The organism is Mesorhizobium sp. KR1-2 (assembly GCF_040045035.1).
Classification (GTDB): Bacteria; Pseudomonadota; Alphaproteobacteria; order Rhizobiales; family Rhizobiaceae; genus Pseudaminobacter.
Map to the genome: position 1 here is coordinate 287,890 of NZ_JBDZDS010000003.1, position 19,366 is coordinate 307,255.

The following is a 19,366-nucleotide window of genomic DNA, read 5'->3' on the forward strand; positions in this document are numbered from 1 at the left end:
GCGCCTCAGAACTGATACCGACGCAGGCGCGTCTGGATGGCGAAGAGATAGAGGCACACTCCGGCCAGGATGATGAAGAACATCATCGAGGCGATGGTCGAGCCCATATAAGGATCGCCCGTCTGCAGCTGGAAGCCGAAGAAGGTGCGGTAGAGGAAGGTGCCGAGAATGTCGGTCGAATAGTTCGGCCCGGCAAGCGCGCCCTGCGCCGAATAGATCAGGTCGAAGGCGTTGAAATTGCCGACGAAGGTCAGCACCGAGATGATGCCGATGGAGGGCAGGATCAGCGGCAGCTTGATCTTCCAGAACTGCGCCATGCCGGTGATGCCGTCGCATTCGGCGGCCTCGATCACCTCGTCGGGGATCGACAGCAGCGCGGCATAGATCAGCATCATCGGGATGCCGATGAACTGCCAGACAGAGATCAGGCCGAGCGTGGTGAGCGCATATTGCTCCTTGCCCAGCCATGGCACGAACAGGCTTTTCAGGCCGATGAGGTCCAGCAGGTTGGGCGCCACGCCCCAGAGCGGCGACAGGATCAGCTTCCAGGTGAAGCCGACGATGACGAAGGACAGAATGGTCGGGATGAAGATCGCGGTGCGGTAAAAGGCCGAGAAGCGCAGCCTGGAGCTGGAAAGAAGTGCGGCGAGCAGGATGCCGATCGGGTTCTGCACCAGCATGTGGATGATGAAGAACCAGACATTGTTGCCGAGCGCATTCCAGAAGCTGGCCGACCAGCGCGGATCCGAAAACAGCTGACGAAAATTGGCAAGTCCGGCAAAGACGCGCGACTGGCCGTCAGCCGTGAACAGCGAGAGCTGCAGCGTGCCGAACAGCGGCAGGATCATGATCGCGGTGTAGACGAGGACGGCAGGCGCCAGGAATACGGCAATGTGCCAGCGTCGCCGTTTGCGTTGGGTGTCTTCCGCCATGCGCTGTCTTGTCCCCGGATAAAGGAACCGGGCCGCCGATGGCGGCCCGGCATGTGCATGCTATGCGTTTACTTTGCCGGCTTATACCAGCTCTCGAGGCCTTCCTGCAGCTTCTTGGCCGCGTCTTCCGGCGTCGAGGTGCCGTTGATGACGTTGGCAGATTCCACCCAGGTCTCGTTCTCCAGGTTCGGCGTGCCGCGCGACAGGATCTGGTAGGTCGAGCGGATGGTCGGCTTGCACTTCTCGCGCCAGGAGACGAACTCCTGCGCCAGCGGATCTTCCATCTTCACCGCAGCCGAGTTCAGGCTGAAGAAGCCCGGCAGGGCGTTGGCGTAGATGGTGGCGAATTCCGGCGAGGCGACCCAGGACAGGAAGGTCTTGGCCGCATCGGCGTTCTTGCTCTTGGCGTTGAGGCCGATGCCGATGTCGTTGTGGTCGGAGATGTAGCAGGTGTCGCCGGCGTTCTTAACCGGCGGCGGGAATGCGCCCATCTTGAACTGGGCCTGGGTGTTGAACACCGAGATTTCCCACGAACCGGCCGGATAGATCGCCGCGCGGCCGAGCGTGAACAGGTTCTGGCTGTCCGGATAGCTCTGCGCCTCAAAACCGTCGCCGAGATAGTCCTTCCACTTGGCGAGCGTGGCAAAGGGCTCGACCCACTGCGCGTCGGTCAGCTTCTGCTCGCCCTTGATGAGGGCCAGGCGGCCTTCCTCGCCGTGCCAGTAGGTCGGGCCGATGTTCTGGTAACCCATGGTCGCGGCTTCCCAGAGGTCCTTGGTGCCCATGGCCATCGGGACGTAGTTGCCGTCGGCCTTGATCTTGTCGAGGGCGGCGAAGAACTCGGCCTCGGTGGCCGGCGGCGTGATGCCCAGCTGGTCGAAGGCTTCCTTGTTGTAGATGAAGCCGTGGATCACCGAAGCCATCGGCACGCAGAAGCTGGCCTTGCCGTCGTCGGTGGTCCAGGCGGACTTGGCGACGTCGGAGAAGTTCTCCATGCCGGCCAGGCTGGTCAGGTCGGCAAGATGACCCTTGTTGTAGAGCTCCAGAGAGGCATCGAACGGACGGCAGGTGATGAGGTCGCCGGCGGAGCCCGCATCGAGCTTGGCGTTGAGGGCGGCGTTATATTCGGTCGGTGCGGAGGGCGAGAACACCACCTTGATGCCGGGATTCTTGGCCTCGAAGGCCGGGATCAGCTTTTCCTGCCAGATCGGCAGATCGTCATTGCGCCAGCTTTCGATGGTCAGCGTGGCGTCGTCGGCCAAGGCCATGCCCGCAGAGCCGAGGATGCTGGACGCCATCAAAAGCGCTGTCAGTGCCTGGGTTTTCATGTCGTTTCTCCCTATTGACCCGTTCAGGTTCGGTATTGACGGGAGTGAGGCACCTGCCTGCAGCCCCCTCGTATGTCCGAAGGCGCAGGATGCATTTAAAGCCCCGCGACTTCGAGCGATATGGTGTCGCCCGCCCGGATGCGGGCGACTGCGTCATCGATGTCATGAAAGTAAGTAAGCATGGCCACTGGCGGCTTCATACCGAGCCTGCCGGCACTGTCGCGCGCTGCTTCAGCCATCAAAACCCCTCCCGTTCAAAAACCATACCAAAAAAATACCACTTGTCCACCCGCGTTAACGAATTTGCAGTACCAGCGGGTACCAGACCCACTAAATCACCTTCTAATCAACGGATATCCAATCGCCAGGTCGGTTCGGGAAATTAACCCCTTGGCTATTGGTATTTTATTGGTATCATTGTCGCGGGGAGGCGCTCACGTGGATCTGGTGCTCGGAATAGATGGCGGCGGCACAAGCTGCAGGGCCGCATTAGCAACTGCTTCCGGCACGGTCCTCGGCCGCGGCAAAAGTGGTCCGGCGAACATCATGACCGATCTTCACAGCGCGCGCCAGAACATCGTCGAGGCAGCAAGGCTGGCTTTCGTCGAAGCCGGACGCGACGCCGAATTCATTCCACAAACGGACGCCGTTCTGGGCCTGGCCGGCACCAATGTCGGCGGCTACAAGCAGCAGCTTCTGGATATCCTGCCCTTCCGCCGCAGCCTGGTCGAAAGCGATGCGGTGATCGCGCTCAATGGCGCGCTGGGCGACCATGACGGCGCCATCGCCATCATCGGCACCGGCTCGATCTTCATGTCGCGCAAGGGGGCGGCGATGCAGACGATCGGCGGCTGGGGCTTCATGCTCGGCGACCTCGGCGGCGGAGCGCGCATCGGCCGCGACCTGTTGCAGGAAACGCTGCTTGCCCATGACGACATCCATCCGGCCTCGCCGCTCACCCAAGCCGTGCTGGAGCGTTTCCACGGGGACCCGCGCGAGATCGTCAAATTCGCGGCCGTCTCCAAACCTGCCGATTTCGGCACCTTCGCGCCGATGGTCTTTGATTACGCCGCGCACGGCGATGCCGTGGCCAAGCTGGTGCTTGCCCGCGCCGTCAATGACATCGAAGAGGCGCTGGACACGCTGAAGCTCTCGCCCGACCAGCGGCTTTGCGTGCTCGGCGGGCTGGCCGGCCTGGCCGCACCGCATCTGTCGGCCCGCTACCAGAATATGCTGCACGCGCCGGAACAGGACGCGCTGGGCGGCGCGGTGGCCATGGCGGCAAGACTGTTCGGCACCGCCGGAGCCCCAGCCCATGTCTGAGGCGGCAGAGCAGATCTTCTCGATCGTCAAGGCGTCCGAGGGCAGCGGCGCGCCGCTCTATCTGCAGCTGAAGAAGAACATCGAGGACGCTGTCGAGCGGGGCGTCATCGGGCCGGGCGACGCACTGCCCTCCGAGCGCGACATCGCGCTCAAGGCCGACGTCTCGCGCGTCACCGTGCGCAAGGCGGTGCAGGATCTGGTCAAGAGCGGCATACTGGTGCAGCGCCACGGCTCCGGCACCTTCGTGGCACCGCGCATGGAGCGCGTGGAGCAGTCGCTGTCGCGCCTGACCTCGTTCACCGACGACATGGCCCGGCGCGGCATGACGGCAAGCTCCGCCTGGCTCGACAAGGGCATCTACCCGCCCTCGCCTGACGAGATCATGATACTCGGCCTCTCGGCCAAGGAGATGGTGGCGCGCGTCAGCCGTCTGCGCATTGCCAACGACACGCCAATGGCGATCGAGCGCGCCTCGCTCTCGCTCACCGTCCTCCCCGACCCTGCGACCGTTGGCTCCTCGCTCTACAGCACGCTTGAAAAGACCGGCAATCGCCCTGTACGAGCCGTACAGCGAATCTCGGCGATCAATATCGGCGCCGCGGACGCCAAACTGCTCGACGTGCCGATCGGTTCGGCTTGCCTGCACATCGAGCGGATTTCCTACCTTGCCAGCGGCAAGGTGATAGAATTCACCCGCTCCATCTATCGCGGCGATGCCTATGACTTCGTCGCCGAACTCAGGCTGGCGGGTCCAGGCGAAGACTTCGGAGGCAAGACTTGACTGAAATGACCCATATGCGCCGCGAGATCGAGGAGATCCCCGATGCGGTGGCGCGGCTGCTCGACGGTTCCCGGGCAGCGCTTGCCGAGGCCGGCCGCGACATTGCCAAGCGCGACCCGCGCTTCGTGGTCACGGTCGCGCGCGGCTCCTCCGACCATGCCGCCACCTTCCTGAAATACGCCGTGGAACTGACGGCAGGTCTGGCGGTCGCCTCTGTCGGTCCTTCGGTCGCCTCGATCTACAATGCGCCGCTGAAACTCTCCGGCTCGGCCTGCGTGGCGATCTCGCAATCCGGCAAGAGCCCCGACATCGTGGCGATGGCCGAGGCCGCACGCAGGGCAGGCTCGCTCACCATCGCGCTGACCAACACGGCCGACTCGCCGCTGGCCAAGGCCTGCGAACACACCATCGACATTCTTGCCGGCGTCGAGAAGAGCGTGGCGGCGACCAAGACCTTCGTGAATTCGGCCGTGGCGGCGGTGGCGTTGATGGCGCATTGCACCAACGACCAGGCTCTGCTGGCGGCACTGGCCGAACTGCCGAACCATTTGCGCAAGGCGGTGAGTTGCGACTGGATGCAGATGGCAGCCGCGCTGGACGGCGCCAGCTCGCTGTTCATCCTCGGGCGCGGCCCTTCCTTCGCCATCGCCAACGAGGCGGCGCTGAAGTTCAAGGAAACCTGCGCCATGCATGCGGAGGCCTACAGCGCCGCCGAAGTGATGCACGGACCGATGGCGCTAGTCCGCTCCGGCTTCCCCGTTCTGGCGCTGGCCTCGCGTGACGCTTCCGAGGCTTCCGTGGTCGACACCGCCGGCCGCCTCGCCGACAAGGGGGCGACGGTGTTCCTGACCTCCGATACGATCGGCAAGGCCATCCACCTGCCTTTCGTGGCCACGGGTCATCCGCTTGCCGATCCGCTGGCGCTGATCGTGTCCTTCTACGCCTTCGTCGAGGCCTTCGCGCGCCATCGCGGCCTCAACCCCGACGAGCCGCCAAATCTGAGGAAAGTGACCGAGACGCTATGACCGACAGCTTCGCCATCGCCGGCGCACGCATCTTCGACGGCCAGGCCTGGCACAACCGCTCGGCCCTGGTCGTGCGCGACGGCGTCGTCGAGCGCATCGAGGCCGGTGGCGAGGTGCCGGCCGGGATGAAGGTGGTCGAACTCGACGGCGGCATGATCGCGCCCGGCTTCGTCGACCTTCAGGTCAATGGCGGCGGCGGCGTCATGCTCAACGACGCCCCCTCGGTGGAGGCGATCCGCACCATCTGCGCGGCCCATGCGCGGTCCGGCACCACCGCATTGCTGCCGACGCTGATCACCGACACGCCCGAGCTTACCGCGGCGGCGGTGGTGGCAGGCGCCGACGCGGCACGGGAAAAGGTTCCGGGCTTCCTCGGCCTCCACCTAGAAGGCCCGCATCTTTCGCTTGCGCGAAAGGGCGCGCACGATCCGAAGCTGATCCGGCCGATGACCGACGCCGACGAGGCCGCGCTGATCGCCGCGCGGGAAAAAATGCCGGTGCTGCTCACCACCATCGCTCCCGAATCCGTCGACCCAACCCGTGTCTCGCGCCTCAAGCAGGCGGATGTGGTGGTCAGCCTCGGCCACACCGACAGCAACTACCAGACCGCGCAGTCATTCGCCGAAGCCGGCGCGACCATGGTCACGCATCTCTTCAACGCGATGAGCCAGATCGGCAACCGCGAGCCCGGCGTAGTAGGCGCCGCGATTGACGGACACAGCTTTTACGCGGGGCTGATCGCCGATGGCATCCATGTCCATCCGGCGGCGATGAAGATTGCCCTGAAAGCCAAGAAGGGTGACGGAAAGATCTTCCTCGTCACCGACGCCATGGCGACCATCGGGACTGACATGAAGTCGTTCACCTTGAACGGCCGCCTTATCAAGCGCGAGAATGGCAGTCTGAGGCTGGAGGACGGCACGCTCGCCGGCGCCGATCTCGACATGATCTCGGCAGTGCGCTTCATGCATCGGACCATCGGCCTCGAGCTCGAAGAGGCGCTTAAGATGGCCTCGCTCTATCCGGCCGAGGCCGTCGGCCAGGACGGCAGGCTCGGCCGGCTGATCACGGGGTCTGCGGCCGACATCGTGCATCTGTCCGACGATCTCGACGTGCGCGACGTCTGGATCGAGGGGGAGAAGGTGTTTTCGACAGTTTGATGCAGAGGGCTTGCAGCCCGCGCCTTCCGTCCCCGATTTAAACCTATGGGAGATGTCGAGGCATGGGTCCCCGGAACCCTTCGCTCCTGCGGGGCTCCGGGCCCGAGGACGACGGAGCAATAGATGCCGAGCCAAGTCTTGTGAACATGGAGACTTGATAGGTCCCCCTGTTCCGTGTCTTGCTGGAAGTCGCCAAGCAGGCGCGAGTTGCATTGAAGTTTCGCTGCAGCCGAAGCCACCACATCTCCGTCGTCCTCGGGCCGGAGCACGAGCGCAGCGAGATGCGGAGGTTCCGGGGACCCAGGCCTCGGACTTTCAACGGGCAGTCCGGTTCCACGTCAGGTGATGCAGTAAACTTATCCCAGCGCCCCGTCACCCGCAGTCCGTATCGCTGCGATGTTTTGGGCATAGGCGTCCGCGCTGCCGCCCTTGAACACGGCCGAGCCGGCCACCAGCACATTGGCGCCGGCGGCCGTGACCAGCGGCGCGGTTTCGGGCGTCACGCCGCCGTCGATCTCAATATCGATCGGCCGGTTTCCGATCATCGATTTCACGCGCTTCACCTTCTCGACCACCGCCGGGATGAAGGCCTGGCCGCCGAAGCCGGGGTTGACCGTCATTAGGAGAATGAGGTCGAGCCGGTCGAGCACATATTCGATGGCGCTTTCCGGCGTCGACGGGTTGAGCGACACACCCGCCTTCTTGCCGAGGTTTTTGATCGCCTGCAGCGAGCGGTCGAGATGCGGGCCGGCCTCGGCATGCACGGTGATGATGTCGCAACCGGCGTCGGCGAAGGCGGCAAGATACGGGTCGGCCGGGGCGATCATCAGGTGGCAGTCGAACACCTTGTCGGTGCGGTTGCGGATCGCCTTGATGACCTGCGGGCCGAAGGTGATGTTGGGCACGAAATGCCCGTCCATGACGTCGAGGTGGATCCAGTCGGCGCCGGCTGCTGCCACCGCCTCGACCTCGTCGCCAAGGCGGGAAAAGTCCGCCGACAGAACCGAGGGCGCGATCAGGGTTTTTGCGGTCATGTCCGGGCCTTTCAAGGTGGGAGCTCGCAGGAATTTCCCCCGCCCTAATGCGCCACGCTACGAATGTCGATAGCCAATTCCGACCTCAGGCCGGCGCACCCGCAATGGAGCTACGCACGATGAGGTCGACCGGCCAGACTTCCCCGAGCGCACCCGCCTCTTGTCCGGCGATGCGCGCCGCCAGCCGCTCGGCGATGCGCTGGCCGGCGGCGCGTATGGAGGAGCGCGTGGTCGTAAGCGGCACCGAGAAATTCTCGGGCTTCAACCAGGGGAAAACGTCGTCATGGGCGATCAGCGACAGGTCGCGCGGAATGCTGCGCCCCAGGTCGCGCGCCGCACGCACCACGCCCAGTGCCATGATCAGGCTGGAGCACACGATCGCCGTCGGCGCCTCGCTCTGCATCAGCAGGCTGCGTGTGGCCCGGTAGCCATTCTCCTCCGTCATCGCCACCGAGCGAAGCATGGCCGGCGGCAGCACCAGGCCGCTGGCCTCGAGCGCGCGCCGCACGCCGCGCTCTCGGCAGATCGCGAAGGTCTGCGCCTCTTCGCCGTTCAAAAGCGCCACGCGCTTGTGGCCAAGCTGGACCATCAGACGTGTCGCATCATGGAAGGCGGCTTCGTTGTCGATGTCGAGGAAGGGATAGTCGAAATCGAGCCCCTCGCTGCGGCCGTGCACGATATAGGGGATGCCGAGATCCTGCACGAGCGCGATGCGGCTGTCGGCATGGCGCGGCGCAGAGATATAGAGAGCATCGACCAGCTTATTGGCGACGATACGGCGATAGGTCGTCTCCTCGTCATCAGCCTCGGCCGGGGAGAGCACCAGGTCGAGCTCATGCGCGCGCACATAGTCGCCGAGGCCCGACAGGAACTCGACGAAATGCGGATCGATGTCCACGCTCGCGCCCGTCGGCATGACATAGCCGATCATGCCGGCTTTGCCGGTGGCCAGCCGGCGCGCGCTGGGGTTGGGTCGATAGCCATGCTGCCGCGCCGCGTCGGACACGCGCCGCCGCGTTTCCTCGCTTACCTCCGGATAGCCGTTGAGAGCCCGGCTGACCGTGGTCTGCGACAGGTCCAGCATGCGGGCGAGCTGTTTGAGGTTCACCGATTCTCCGCGTCCCAAAGCGCTTTCAAAAATTTGGAAGTTACATTGTGGTTAACGCGAAGCAGCATAGGCCGGACGCCACCATTTCCGAAGCGGAATTTGCATTTGCAGCGCAAAAACATACTGCAACGCAGGAAGATCGCAGATTTAAACCGATTTATATAACATGGCGCTTGACTCGTCCCTTTTTTGACAGCGATGATTACTGTCAGCCAAAGCGCTTTGGAGACTTTCGAAAGAAAGTTCGTTCGAAAGCCTGCGAGCCCGCCATTGCGGGACGCCCGGGGCGGTGTCGGCAGGACGAAGGGGAGTTCGTCCGGAGGGAATGACCGAACGGGAGGACAATCGATGAAGAAGTGCCTTTTTCTGGGCGTTGCTCTGGCAGCACTTGCTCTCGGCGCGCCCGCGCATGCGGAACTGAAGTTCAAACCGGGCGAGGACGCCCGCTTTCACTGGGCCGACCTGGACGAGCTGAAGAAGGTCGACCTGAAGGGCGAGACGCTGACCATCTTCGGCCCGTGGCGCGGCGAGGATGAGGCGCTGGTGCGCAGCGTGCTCGAATATTTCACCGACGCCACCGGCGTCGAACTGAAATACTCCTCCTCGGAAAACTACGAGCAGCAGATCGTCATCGATACCCAGGCCGGCAGCCCGCCCAATATCGCTATCCTGCCGCAGCCGGGTCTGATCCAGGACCTTGCATCCAAGGGCTTCCTGACGCCGCTCGGCGACGACACCGCCGCCTGGATCAAGGAGAACTACGCCGCAGGCCAGTCCTGGGCCGATCTCGGCACCTACAAGGACAAGGACGGCAAGCCGGGCTTCTTCGCCTTCCCCTTCAAGGCCGACGTGAAGGGCCTGGTGTGGTACTCGCCCGACAATTTCGAGGAAGCCGGCTACAAGGTTCCGAAGACGCAGGAAGAGCTTTCCGAGCTGGAGCAGAAGATCGTCGCCGACGGCCACAAGCCATGGTGCATCGGCCTCGGCTCGGGCGGCGCCACCGGCTGGCCGGCGACCGACTGGGTCGAGGACATCATGCTGCGCACCCAGCCGGCGGATGTCTACGACAAGTGGACCACCAACGAGATCCCCTTCACCGACCCCCGCATCGTCAATGCGCTGGAAATCTTCGCCAAGATCGCGACCGACGACAAGATGGTGGACGGCGGCGCGGCCGCCGTGGCGGCAACCGACTTCCGCGACAGCCCCAAGGGCCTCTTTGCGGTGCCGCCGAAGTGCTATCTGCACCACCAGGCCTCCTTCATCCCCTCCTTCTTCCCCGAGGGCACCAAGCTCGGCCAGGACGCGGATTTTTTCTACTATCCCGCCTATGCCTCGAAGCCGGAGCTTGGCATGCCGGTCGAGGGTGCCGGAACGCTGGTGATGATCACCAAGGATTCGAAGGCCGCTCGCGCCTTCATCGAATTCCTGAAGATGCCGCTGGCGCATGAGTTGTGGATGGCACAGGGCAGCTTCGTCACCCCGTTCAAGTCGGTCAACAAGGACGCCTACGCCAGCGAAGCCCTGAAGAAGCAGGGCGAGATCCTGGCCACGGCCTCCACCTTCCGCTTCGACGGCTCGGACCTCATGCCGGGCAAGATCGGTGCCGGAACCTTCTGGACCGGCATGGTCGACCTGGTCGGCGGCAAGCCAGCGGCCGACGTCGCAGCCGACGTCCAGAAGAGCTGGGACGCGATCAAGTAGCGGCGGCATCCTCCCGCCCATGCCCCCTCACCGGCCCTCCGCTGCGCTCAGGCTCCCTCTCCCCGCCGGGGAGAAGGTGGCCGCCTCCGGGTCCGCCTTGGCAAGCCCGAGGACAGGCGCCGCGGCCGGATGAGGGGGCATTTTTTTCCGGTGACGTAACGAACCAGTCCGTTGAACAGGGAACGATCCCATGACGGCACAGATACTCTCGGCGATCATAACGGTGCTCATCGGCGTCGGCGGCTGCGTGGTCTATTTCTGGGGCGCCAATCGCCTGCTCGACCTCGTGTTTCCCTCGCGCGGCGTCTCCGGCGACGCCGCAATCGACAATCTTCGCCGGCAGGGCTACATCCGGCCCTGGCTGTTCGTCGGGCCGGCGCTGGTCATCCTGACCGTTTATCTGATCTATCCCGTCATTGCGACGTTCTACTACTCGCTGCACGATCGCAGCGGCCAGAGCTTCGTCGGCCTTTCCAACTATTCCTGGGCGCTGGGCGACCGCGAGTTCCGCCAGGCGATCTTCAACAATCTGCTGTGGCTGCTTGTGGTGCCGGCCGCCTGCACCTTCCTGGGGCTGGTGATCGCCGTGCTGACCGACAGGATCTGGTGGGGCACCATCGCCAAGAGCCTGATCTTCATGCCGCTTGCCATCTCCTTCGTCGGCGCCAGCGTCATCTGGAAATTCGTCTACGAATATCGCGGCGACGGGCAGGTCCAGATCGGCATCCTCAATGCCCTCGTCCAGTTTTTCGGCGGTGACCCGCAGGTCTGGGTCTCGACGCCGTTCTGGAACAATTTCTTCCTCATGGTCATCCTCATCTGGATCCAGACCGGCTTTGCGATGGTCATCCTGTCCTCGGCGCTGCGCGGCATCCCGGAAGAAACCATCGAGGCGGCGACGATCGACGGCGCAAGCCCCTTCCAGATCTTCTGGAAGATCATGGTGCCGCAGATCTGGGGCACCATCGCCGTGGTGTGGACCACCATCACCATACTGGTGCTGAAGGTGTTCGACATCATCCTGACCATGACCAACGGCCAGTGGAACACGAACACGCTGGCGAACCTGATGTTTGACTGGATGTTCCGCGGCACCGACTACGGCCGTGGCGCCACCATCGCCATCGTCATCATGCTGGCGGTGGTCCCGATCATGATCTGGAACATCCGCCAGGCAACCCGCGAAGGCGGAGGACACTGACATGGCCGGTTCGGCGGGAAAGTCCTTCCTTGGCCGCTTCGGCGTCCACATCGCCGTGCTCGCCTTCGTCGTGATCTGGACGATCCCGACCCTCGGCATCCTGGTCTCATCGCTGCGCCAGAAGGACCAGATCGTCGCCTCGGGCTGGTGGACGGCACTGACCACCTCGACGCGGACCGATGCCGTCCGCCTTGCGGGAGCCGCCTACCAGGTCGAAAAGGACGGCAAGTTCCTCATCATGGGCAATCTGCTCGGGGGAGGCGACAGCCGCACGCTCTCCGCCTTCGGCGTCAAGGCCCAGGCGCCGGCCGAGTTCCCCGCCGGCTCGACCGCCGGTCTCGTCGACGGCGTGACGCTTCAGGTCAATGGCGACGGCTCCTATGTCATGTCCTCTCCAGTGGCCTTCGAGGGCGATCGCGGCCGACGCGTCTATTTTGCGGCGTCGATGCCGCCGCATTTCACGGCCGAGAACTACAAGACGGTGCTGTTTTCCGAGGGCATCGGCCGCTCCTTCATCAACTCGCTGACGGTGACGGTGCCGGCCACCGTCATCCCGATCCTGATCGCTGCGTTCGCCGCCTATGCTCTGGCTTGGATGCGCTTTCCCGGCCGCGCGCTGCTGATCGCCACAATCATCGGCCTGCTGGTGGTGCCGCTGCAGATGTCGCTGATACCTCTGCTCAAGATGTACAACGGCGTGGGCGCCTTCTTCGGCGTACCGGCCAAGACCTATCTCGGCATCTGGCTGGCGCATACCGGCTTCGGCCTGCCCTTCGCCATCTATCTGCTGAGGAGCTATATCGCCGGCTTGCCCCGCGAGATCATGGAATCGGCGCGCATCGACGGCGCCAGCGACTTCGAGATCTTCGTCAAGATCGTGCTGCCGCTGTCCTTCCCGGTGCTCGCATCTTTCGCCATCTTCCAGTTCCTGTGGGTGTGGAACGACCTGTTGGTAGCCATGGTGTTCCTGCGCACGGACGCCGACCAGATGGTGCTGACGGCCAGGCTCAACAACCTGCTCGGCTCGCGCGGCGGCAACTGGGAAATCCTGACAACCTCGGCCTTCGTCACCATATTGGTGCCGCTTGCCGTGTTCTTCTCACTGCAACGCTACTTCGTCCGCGGACTGCTCGCGGGTTCCGTCAAGGGAGGCTGACCGCCATGCAAGCCGCACGCAAGATCGAACGACCCGAACCGGCGGTGGACCGCGACTGGTGGCGGGGCGCGGTGATCTACCAGATCTATCCGCGCAGCTATCAGGACAGCGACGGCGACGGCATCGGAGACCTCCGGGGCATCATCCGCCGCCTGCCGCACATCGCCTCGCTCGGCGCCGACGCGATCTGGATTTCGCCCTTCTTCAAGTCGCCGATGAAGGATTTCGGCTACGACGTCTCGGACTACTGCGACGTGGACCCGATGTTCGGCACGCTCGCAGACTTCGACGCGCTGCTGGCCGAGGCGCACCGTCTGGGGCTGAAGGTGATGATCGACCAGGTCATCTCCCACACCTCCGACGAGCACCCGTGGTTCAAGGAAAGCCGCTCCTCGCGCGACAATCCGAAAGCCGACTGGTTCGTGTGGGCCGACGCCAAGCCGGACGGCACGCCGCCCAACAACTGGCTGTCGATCTTCGGCGGTTCGGCCTGGCAGTGGGACACGCGGCGGCGCCAATACTACCTGCACAATTTCCTGGCCGAGCAGCCCGACCTCAACTTCCACAACAGGGAGGTGCAGGACGCGGTTCTGGAAGCCACCCGCTTCTGGCTGGAGCGCGGCGTCGACGGCTTCCGCCTCGACACGATCAATTTCTACTTCCACTCGCTCGGACTGGAGGACAACCCGCCGCTGGCGAAGGACGAGCGCAACGATTCCATCGCGCCCTCAGTCAATCCCTACAACTATCAGGACCATTTGTACGACAAGAGCCGGCCCGAAAACCTCGGCTTCCTGGAGCGCTTCCGGGCGTTGCTCGACGAATATCCGGCCGCGGCCGCCGTGGGCGAGGTGGGCGACGCGCAGCGCGGACTCGACATAGTGGCTGCCTACACGGCCGGCGATCGCCGCGTGCAGATGTGCTACTCCTTCGACTTTCTCGGGCCGGAAAAGCTCACCGCCGCCAAGGTGCGCGATGTGCTGGAAACCTTCGGCCGCGAGGCCAGCGACGGCTGGTCGTGCTGGGCATTCTCAAACCACGACGTCATGCGCCACGCCACGCGCTGGGGCGCGGACGAGGCCGACCGCATAGCCTATCTTAAGGTGCTGTCGGCGCTTCTGATGTCCTTGCGCGGTTCGGTCTGCATCTACCAGGGCGAGGAACTGGGCCTTGGCGAGGCCGACCTTGCCTTCGAGGACCTGCGCGATCCCTACGGCATCCGCTTCTGGCCGGATTTCAAGGGTCGCGACGGCTGCCGCACGCCCATGGTGTGGGAGAGCAAGACGGCCAATGGCGGCTTCTCAACAGCCAAGCCATGGCTGCCGGTGCCGGCCGAGCATCTGTCGCTGGCGGTAGATGCCCAGGCGGGCGACCAGGCCTCGCTTCTGGAGCATTACCGGCGTTTCCTGGCCTTCCGCCACGCACATCCCGTGCTGGCCAAGGGCGACATCGCCTTCCTGCCGGCGGAGGGCGAAGCGGTCGCCTTCACGCGCCGCGCAGGCAATGAGGAGATCGTCTGCGTGTTCAACCTCGGCGCCCAACCGGCCACGGTCGACCTTGGCGCCGCCGCGCCGCAGCCGCTTACGGGGCACGGCTTTTCGGGCAAGGCCGAAGCGGGCACAGTCAGGCTGGGAGCCTATGGCGCCTGGTTCGGGCGCCGGGCCTGATCGCCGCGGACAGCAAACGGGAGGAGATGGATGGCCAATCTCACGCTGCGCAACGTCAAGAAGGCATACGGCAACCTCAACATCCTGCACGGCATCGACCTCGACATCAAATCGGGCGAATTCGTCGTCTTCGTCGGGCCGTCGGGCTGCGGGAAGTCGACGCTGCTGCGCACCATCGCCGGGCTGGAGGACATCACCGACGGCACCCTGCAGATAGCTGGCGAAACAGTGAACGACGTGCCGCCGTCGAAACGCGGCATCGCCATGGTGTTCCAGTCCTATGCGCTCTATCCGCACATGACCGTCTACGACAACATGGCCTTTGGCATGAAGATCGCCCGCGAAAGCAAGGCCGAGATCGACCGGCGCGTTCGCCAGGCAGCCGAGATCCTGCAACTGACCAAATATCTCGACCGCCTGCCCAAGGCGCTTTCGGGCGGCCAGCGCCAGCGCGTGGCCATCGGCCGCGCCATCGTGCGCAACCCGAAAGTGTTCCTGTTCGATGAGCCGCTGTCCAATCTCGATGCCGCGCTTCGCGTCGCGACCCGCATCGAGATCGCCAAGCTCAAGGAAAGCATGCCCAACACGACGATGGTCTATGTCACCCACGACCAGGTGGAGGCGATGACGCTGGCCGACCGCATCGTGGTGCTGAAGGACGGCCGCGTGGAGCAGGTCGGCTCGCCGATGGACCTCTATTGCCATCCCGGCAACCTGTTCGTGGCGCAATTCATCGGCTCGCCGGCAATGAATATCTTGCCGGCAACCATCGAGCAGGCAGGTCAACCGACGAGCGTCTTGCTGGCGGACGGACGTGAGGTGGAGGTGCCGGTCGCCACCCCTGTCGCAGCCGTGGGCGCAAGTATCAGCTTCGGCGTGAGGCCGGAGGACCTGCGGATCGGCACCGGGGCCGACTACCTGTTCGAAGGCACCGTCGACTATGTCGAGCAGCTTGGCGAGGTGCAGCTCGTCTATGTCGAGATCGGCTCCAGCGACGGCCCGCTGGTTGCCAAGCTGCCTGGCGGCGCGGCCGTGAAGCGCGGCACGGTTATGCGGCTCGCGGCCGAGCCAGGCAACCTGCACATCTTCGGCGAGGACGGCAGGTCGTTCGCCCGCAATGGTGCCGCGGCCACGGCGGCTTTGAGCGAGATGGCTTTCCCCTGAACCGCCATATCGCTCAAAGCTTTTGTTTTTTAAGCATGATCCCGAAAGGCTGCAACTTTCCGGGATCATGCTCTAGCCGGCCGAGGCCAGCTCCCTTTCGGCGCGCGCCGTCTTCGCCCGCGCGTGCAGGAACGCCGCGACGAAGGCGAGGCTCATCAAAAGCACGATGGTCGGTGCCGGCGCGCTGTCGATGAAGAAGCTGAGGTAGACGCCGAGGAACGACGCCACCACCGCCACCAGCACCGAGATCGCCATCATCTGCGAGAAGCGGCGGGTGATGAGAAAGGCAATGGCGCCCGGCGCGATCAGCATGGCGACCGCCAGGATGATGCCCACCGCCTTCAGCGCGCCCACGATCGTCAGCGACAGCACCGCCAGCAGGCCGTAGTGCAACAGTCGCGCCGGCAAGCCGATGGCACGTGCATGCTGCGGATCGAATGCATTCAGCAGCAGGTCGCGCCGGAAGATGCCGATGGCGCCGACAGCAACCATTGCGATGATGCCGCTCTGCAGGACATCCGCCCAGGTGACCCCCAGCATGTTGCCGAACAGGATGTGGTCGAGGTGAATGTCGGTCTCGATCTTGGTGTAGAGCACGATGCCCAGCCCGAACATGCCGGAAAAGACAATGCCCATGACCGTGTCTTCCTTGATCCGGCTGTTTTCCTTGAGGAAGCCGGTGGCGAGTGCACAGAACATGCCGGCGACGAAGGCGCCGAAGGCCAGAGGCAGGCCGGCAAGATAAGCAAGCACAACGCCCGGCAGAACGGCATGGCTGATGGCGTCGCCCATGAGCGACCAGCCCTTCAACACCAGGAAGCAGGACAGCATCGCCATCGGCACCGCTACCAGCACGGCGATGACGAAGGCCTGCTGCATGAAGACGAAGTCGAAAGGCGCCGCCAGCGTCTGGAAGAAATCACTCATAGCCCCGCCTCCAGTGCTTCGCGCGCCCTTTTGCGCGCCGCCAGTATGCCGTGCTTGGGCGCAAGCACGAAGGCGGCAAGGAAGATCAACGTCTGCAGCACCACGATGATGCCGCCGGTCGCGCCGTCGAGGAAATAGCTGGCATAGGCGCCGACGAAACTGGTCGCCGCACCGATGGTGACCGAGACGGCGATCAGCCGCGGAAAGCGGTCGGTCAGCAGATAGGCGGTGGCGCCCGGCGTCACCACCATGGCGATGACCAGGAAGGCGCCCACCGTCTGAAGTGCTGCCACGGTGGAGGCCGACAGCAGCGTGAAGAACAGCACCTTCAACCGGTCGGGATTGAGCCCGATGGAGCGGGCATGGCTTTCATCGAAGAAGGCGACCATCAGGTCCTTCCATTTGGCAAGCAGGATGACGAGCGAGACACCTCCGATGATGACGAGTTGCAGCGTGTCGGCCGGCGTGATGGCGAGGATGTTGCCCAGCACAATGGTCTGGATGTTCACCGCTGCCGGCGACAGCGAGATCATGAACAGGCCGAGGCCGAAGAAGGAGGTGAAGATCAGCCCAATGATGGCGTCTTCCTTCAGTTTTGTCCGCTGGTTGAGGAACAGCATGGCTCCCGCGGCAAGACCGCCGGACAAAAAGGCGCCCATGGCGAAGGGCAGGCCGAGCATATAGGCCCCGGCGACGCCCGGCACGATGGAATGCGAGAGCGCGTCGCCGATCAGCGACCAGCCCTTGAGCATCAGATAGGCTGACAGGAAGGCGCAGACGCCGCCGACCAGCGCCGACACCCACATGGCGTTCACCATGTAGCCATAGGAAAAGGGTTCGAGCAGCGCCGGCATCATCTCGCCCCTGCCCTGCCGGCTTCCTCGCCGTAGAGCACCAGCGGCCGCTCGTCGTCGGTCAGCACCGTGACCTCGCGCGGGTCGGCGTCCTCATGGAGATCGGCCCCACCGAGGATGAATTGGCGCAGCACGCCGCCGAAGGTCTTTTCCAGATTGGCCTTGGTGAAGACTTCCGAGGTCGGGCCGTGAGCCAGCACCGTGCGGTTGATGAGCACCGTGCGGTCGCAGAAGCGCGGCACGCTGCCGAGATTGTGGGTGGAAACCAGCATCACCCGGCCCTCGGCGCGCAGCGCCTGCAGAAGCTCGATGATCGCTTCCTCGGTGCGCACGTCGACGCCGGTGAAGGGCTCGTCGAGCAGGATGATTTTACCTTCCTGCGCCAGTGCGCGGGCCAGGAACACACGCTTCTTCTGCCCGCCCGACAGCTCGCCGATCTGGCGCTTGCGATAGGCGCTCATGCCCACGCGCTCAAGTGCGGCATCCACCGCCTCGCGGTCGACCGGGCGCGTCATGCGGAGAAAATTCATGTGCCCGTAGCGGCCCATCATCACGACGTCCTCAACCAGAACCGGAAAGTTCCAGTCGACGTCCTCGCTTTGCGGCACATAAGCGACGACGTTGTGCTTCAGCGCCTGCGCGGCCGGCATTTCGAAAATCTCGACCTTGCCGGTTGCCAGCGGCACAAACCCCATGATCGACTTGAAAAGGGTCGACTTGCCACTGCCGTTCACCCCCACCAGCGCCGCGATGGTGCCGGTGGGGATGGCGAAGGACGCATCGCGCAGCGCAGTGTGACCGTTGCGATAAGTGACGGTGATATTCTGGACCCTGAGCCCGCCGCCTTCACCAGAAACTGTCATTGCCCGGGGAGCGATATTCATTTGACCAGTGCCTTGGTGACCGTTTCGGTGGTGACGCGTAGCAGGTCGAGATAGGTCGGCACGGGGCCGTCCGGGTCGCTCAACGAGTCGACGTAGAGCACGCCGCCATAGGTCGCCCCCGTCTCCCGGGCCACTTGCTTCGCCGGCGCATCCGACACCGTGCTTTCGGAGAATACGGCCGGAATGTTGTTGGCGCGCACCGCGTCGATCACCTTGCGCACCTGCTGGGGCGTGCCCTGCTGGTCGGCATTGATCGGCCAGAGATAGAGCTCCTTCAGGCCGAAATCGCGCGCCAGATAGGAGAAGGCGCCCTCGCTGGTGACCAGCCAGCGCCGCTCCTCGGGAATGCTGGCGAGCGCGGTGCGGATCGGCTCGACCTGTGCCTTAATCTGTTCGGAATAAGCAGCGGCGTTCCTGGCGTAGATCTCGGCATTGGCCGGATCCTGAGCCGCGAACGCCTTGCGGATGTTCTCGACATAGATCAGCGCGGCCTGGGGCGACATCCAGGCATGCGGGTTGGGCTTGCCGGTATAAGGGCCCTCGACGATGCCCATGGGCTCGACGCCCTCGGACACGACAGCGCTAGGCACATCGTGGAGATTGGCGAAGAACTTTTCGAACCAGAGCTCGAGGTTCAGCCCGTTCCACAAGATCAGATCGGCCTTCTGCGCCTTGATCAGGTCATGAGGCGTCGGCTGATATTCATGGATTTCGGCGTTGGGCTTGGTGATGGATTCCACCTGGGCCGCATCGCCGGCGACATTTTTGGCGATGTCGGCGATCACGGTGAAGGTCGTCACCACCTGCATCTTCTCGGCGGCCTGGGCCGCGCCCGCATTCCAGACGGCGAGGCCGAGGACAAGGCTTGATATGAAGAAACTACGCATTCGTGTCATGAGAACCCCGCTTTGATGCATGCAGCCGAGCGAAAACGCCGACCTTGGCTTCCCCTGATAGAGAGCGAGGCGAAACATGTCAATGCAATTGCAAATCGTTTGCAGTTGCATTGATGGCGAAGGCGCCGTGGTAGCGGCAGATCGCCTTGGAGGTTTTGCGGACGAGGACAGATGCGCCGGAGGAGGCGCAAAACTGACGCACAAGCTCCGAGTTTTTTTGGG

At 63.9% G+C, this 19,366-nt stretch carries 18 protein-coding genes; 9 read left to right on the forward strand and 9 right to left on the reverse strand.

The window, feature by feature from the left end; genetic code table 11:
• Positions 1 to 5: 5 nt before the first annotated feature.
• The 3 genes from ABLE85_RS09115 to ABLE85_RS09125 form a co-directional block, all read right to left on the reverse strand.
• Entirely contained in the window at positions 6 to 932 is a 927-nt protein-coding gene (locus ABLE85_RS09115) for a sugar ABC transporter permease (RefSeq protein ID WP_348792392.1), read from the reverse strand.
• Positions 933 to 1,000: 68 nt separating this feature from the next.
• Positions 1,001 to 2,260: an ABC transporter substrate-binding protein gene (locus ABLE85_RS09120; protein ID WP_348792393.1), complete on the reverse strand. Its 1,260-nt coding sequence runs from the start codon at positions 2,258 to 2,260 to the stop codon at positions 1,001 to 1,003.
• 95 nt (positions 2,261 to 2,355) lie between these two features.
• Positions 2,356 to 2,499, reverse strand: coding sequence for a hypothetical protein (locus ABLE85_RS09125; protein WP_348792394.1), 144 nt, complete (start codon positions 2,497 to 2,499; stop codon positions 2,356 to 2,358).
• 199 nt (positions 2,500 to 2,698) lie between these two features.
• Between ABLE85_RS09125 and ABLE85_RS09130 the strand changes: the two genes are divergently transcribed.
• The 4 genes from ABLE85_RS09130 to nagA are packed head-to-tail and all read left to right on the forward strand — an operon-like array spanning position 2,699 to position 6,549.
• A complete protein-coding gene (locus tag ABLE85_RS09130) occupies positions 2,699 to 3,583 on the forward strand; it encodes an N-acetylglucosamine kinase (RefSeq protein WP_348792395.1) in 885 nt (294 codons plus the stop codon).
• Positions 3,576 to 4,364, forward strand: a complete 789-nt coding sequence (locus tag ABLE85_RS09135) for a GntR family transcriptional regulator (RefSeq protein WP_348792396.1) — start codon at positions 3,576 to 3,578, stop codon at positions 4,362 to 4,364. The genes ABLE85_RS09130 and ABLE85_RS09135 overlap by 8 nt, the downstream gene beginning before the upstream one ends.
• Positions 4,365 to 4,378: 14 nt before the next feature.
• Entirely contained in the window at positions 4,379 to 5,389 is a 1,011-nt protein-coding gene (locus ABLE85_RS09140; RefSeq protein ID WP_348792504.1) for an SIS domain-containing protein, read from the forward strand.
• Positions 5,386 to 6,549 (forward strand): N-acetylglucosamine-6-phosphate deacetylase, encoded by a 1,164-nt coding sequence (nagA, locus tag ABLE85_RS09145; protein ID WP_348792397.1) that lies wholly within the window; start codon positions 5,386 to 5,388, stop codon positions 6,547 to 6,549. The genes ABLE85_RS09140 and nagA overlap by 4 nt, the downstream gene beginning before the upstream one ends.
• A 356-nt stretch (positions 6,550 to 6,905) precedes the next feature.
• Here the strand turns inward: nagA and rpe are convergent, their stop codons facing one another.
• Together rpe and ABLE85_RS09155 are read right to left on the reverse strand one after the other, a co-directional pair.
• Entirely contained in the window at positions 6,906 to 7,583 is a 678-nt protein-coding gene (gene rpe, locus ABLE85_RS09150; protein WP_348792398.1) for a ribulose-phosphate 3-epimerase, read from the reverse strand.
• Between the two features lie 85 nt (positions 7,584 to 7,668).
• Positions 7,669 to 8,691, reverse strand: coding sequence for a LacI family DNA-binding transcriptional regulator (locus tag ABLE85_RS09155; protein WP_348792399.1), 1,023 nt, complete (start codon positions 8,689 to 8,691; stop codon positions 7,669 to 7,671).
• A gap of 348 nt (positions 8,692 to 9,039) precedes the next feature.
• Between ABLE85_RS09155 and ABLE85_RS09160 the strand changes: the two genes are divergently transcribed.
• The 5 genes from ABLE85_RS09160 to ugpC all read left to right on the forward strand — a co-directional run bounded on the left by ABLE85_RS09160 (position 9,040) and on the right by ugpC (position 15,583).
• Entirely contained in the window at positions 9,040 to 10,395 is a 1,356-nt protein-coding gene (locus tag ABLE85_RS09160; RefSeq protein ID WP_348792400.1) for an ABC transporter substrate-binding protein, read from the forward strand.
• A gap of 190 nt (positions 10,396 to 10,585) precedes the next feature.
• Complete coding sequence (locus ABLE85_RS09165) at positions 10,586 to 11,596, forward strand: sugar ABC transporter permease (RefSeq protein ID WP_348792401.1); 1,011 nt, start codon at positions 10,586 to 10,588, stop codon at positions 11,594 to 11,596.
• Between the two features lies 1 nt (position 11,597).
• Positions 11,598 to 12,752, forward strand: coding sequence for a carbohydrate ABC transporter permease (locus ABLE85_RS09170; protein ID WP_348792402.1), 1,155 nt, complete (start codon positions 11,598 to 11,600; stop codon positions 12,750 to 12,752).
• Positions 12,753 to 12,757: 5 nt separating this feature from the next.
• Positions 12,758 to 14,419: an alpha-glucosidase family protein gene (locus ABLE85_RS09175; RefSeq protein WP_348792403.1), complete on the forward strand. Its 1,662-nt coding sequence runs from the start codon at positions 12,758 to 12,760 to the stop codon at positions 14,417 to 14,419.
• A gap of 30 nt (positions 14,420 to 14,449) precedes the next feature.
• Positions 14,450 to 15,583: a sn-glycerol-3-phosphate ABC transporter ATP-binding protein UgpC gene (ugpC, locus tag ABLE85_RS09180; protein ID WP_348792404.1), complete on the forward strand. Its 1,134-nt coding sequence runs from the start codon at positions 14,450 to 14,452 to the stop codon at positions 15,581 to 15,583.
• 72 nt (positions 15,584 to 15,655) lie between these two features.
• Here the strand turns inward: ugpC and ABLE85_RS09185 are convergent, their stop codons facing one another.
• The 4 genes from ABLE85_RS09185 to ABLE85_RS09200 are packed head-to-tail and all read right to left on the reverse strand — an operon-like array spanning position 15,656 to position 19,135.
• A complete protein-coding gene (locus ABLE85_RS09185; RefSeq protein ID WP_348792405.1) occupies positions 15,656 to 16,510 on the reverse strand; it encodes a metal ABC transporter permease in 855 nt (284 codons plus the stop codon).
• Positions 16,507 to 17,367: a metal ABC transporter permease gene (locus ABLE85_RS09190; protein ID WP_348792406.1), complete on the reverse strand. Its 861-nt coding sequence runs from the start codon at positions 17,365 to 17,367 to the stop codon at positions 16,507 to 16,509. The genes ABLE85_RS09185 and ABLE85_RS09190 overlap by 4 nt, the downstream gene beginning before the upstream one ends.
• Positions 17,364 to 18,248: a manganese/iron ABC transporter ATP-binding protein gene (locus tag ABLE85_RS09195; RefSeq protein WP_348792407.1), complete on the reverse strand. Its 885-nt coding sequence runs from the start codon at positions 18,246 to 18,248 to the stop codon at positions 17,364 to 17,366. Before ABLE85_RS09195 ends, ABLE85_RS09190 begins: the two co-directional genes overlap by 4 nt.
• Positions 18,245 to 19,135, reverse strand: a complete 891-nt coding sequence (locus tag ABLE85_RS09200; RefSeq protein WP_348792505.1) for a metal ABC transporter substrate-binding protein — start codon at positions 19,133 to 19,135, stop codon at positions 18,245 to 18,247. Before ABLE85_RS09200 ends, ABLE85_RS09195 begins: the two co-directional genes overlap by 4 nt.
• Between the last annotated feature and the right edge of the window lie 231 nt (positions 19,136 to 19,366).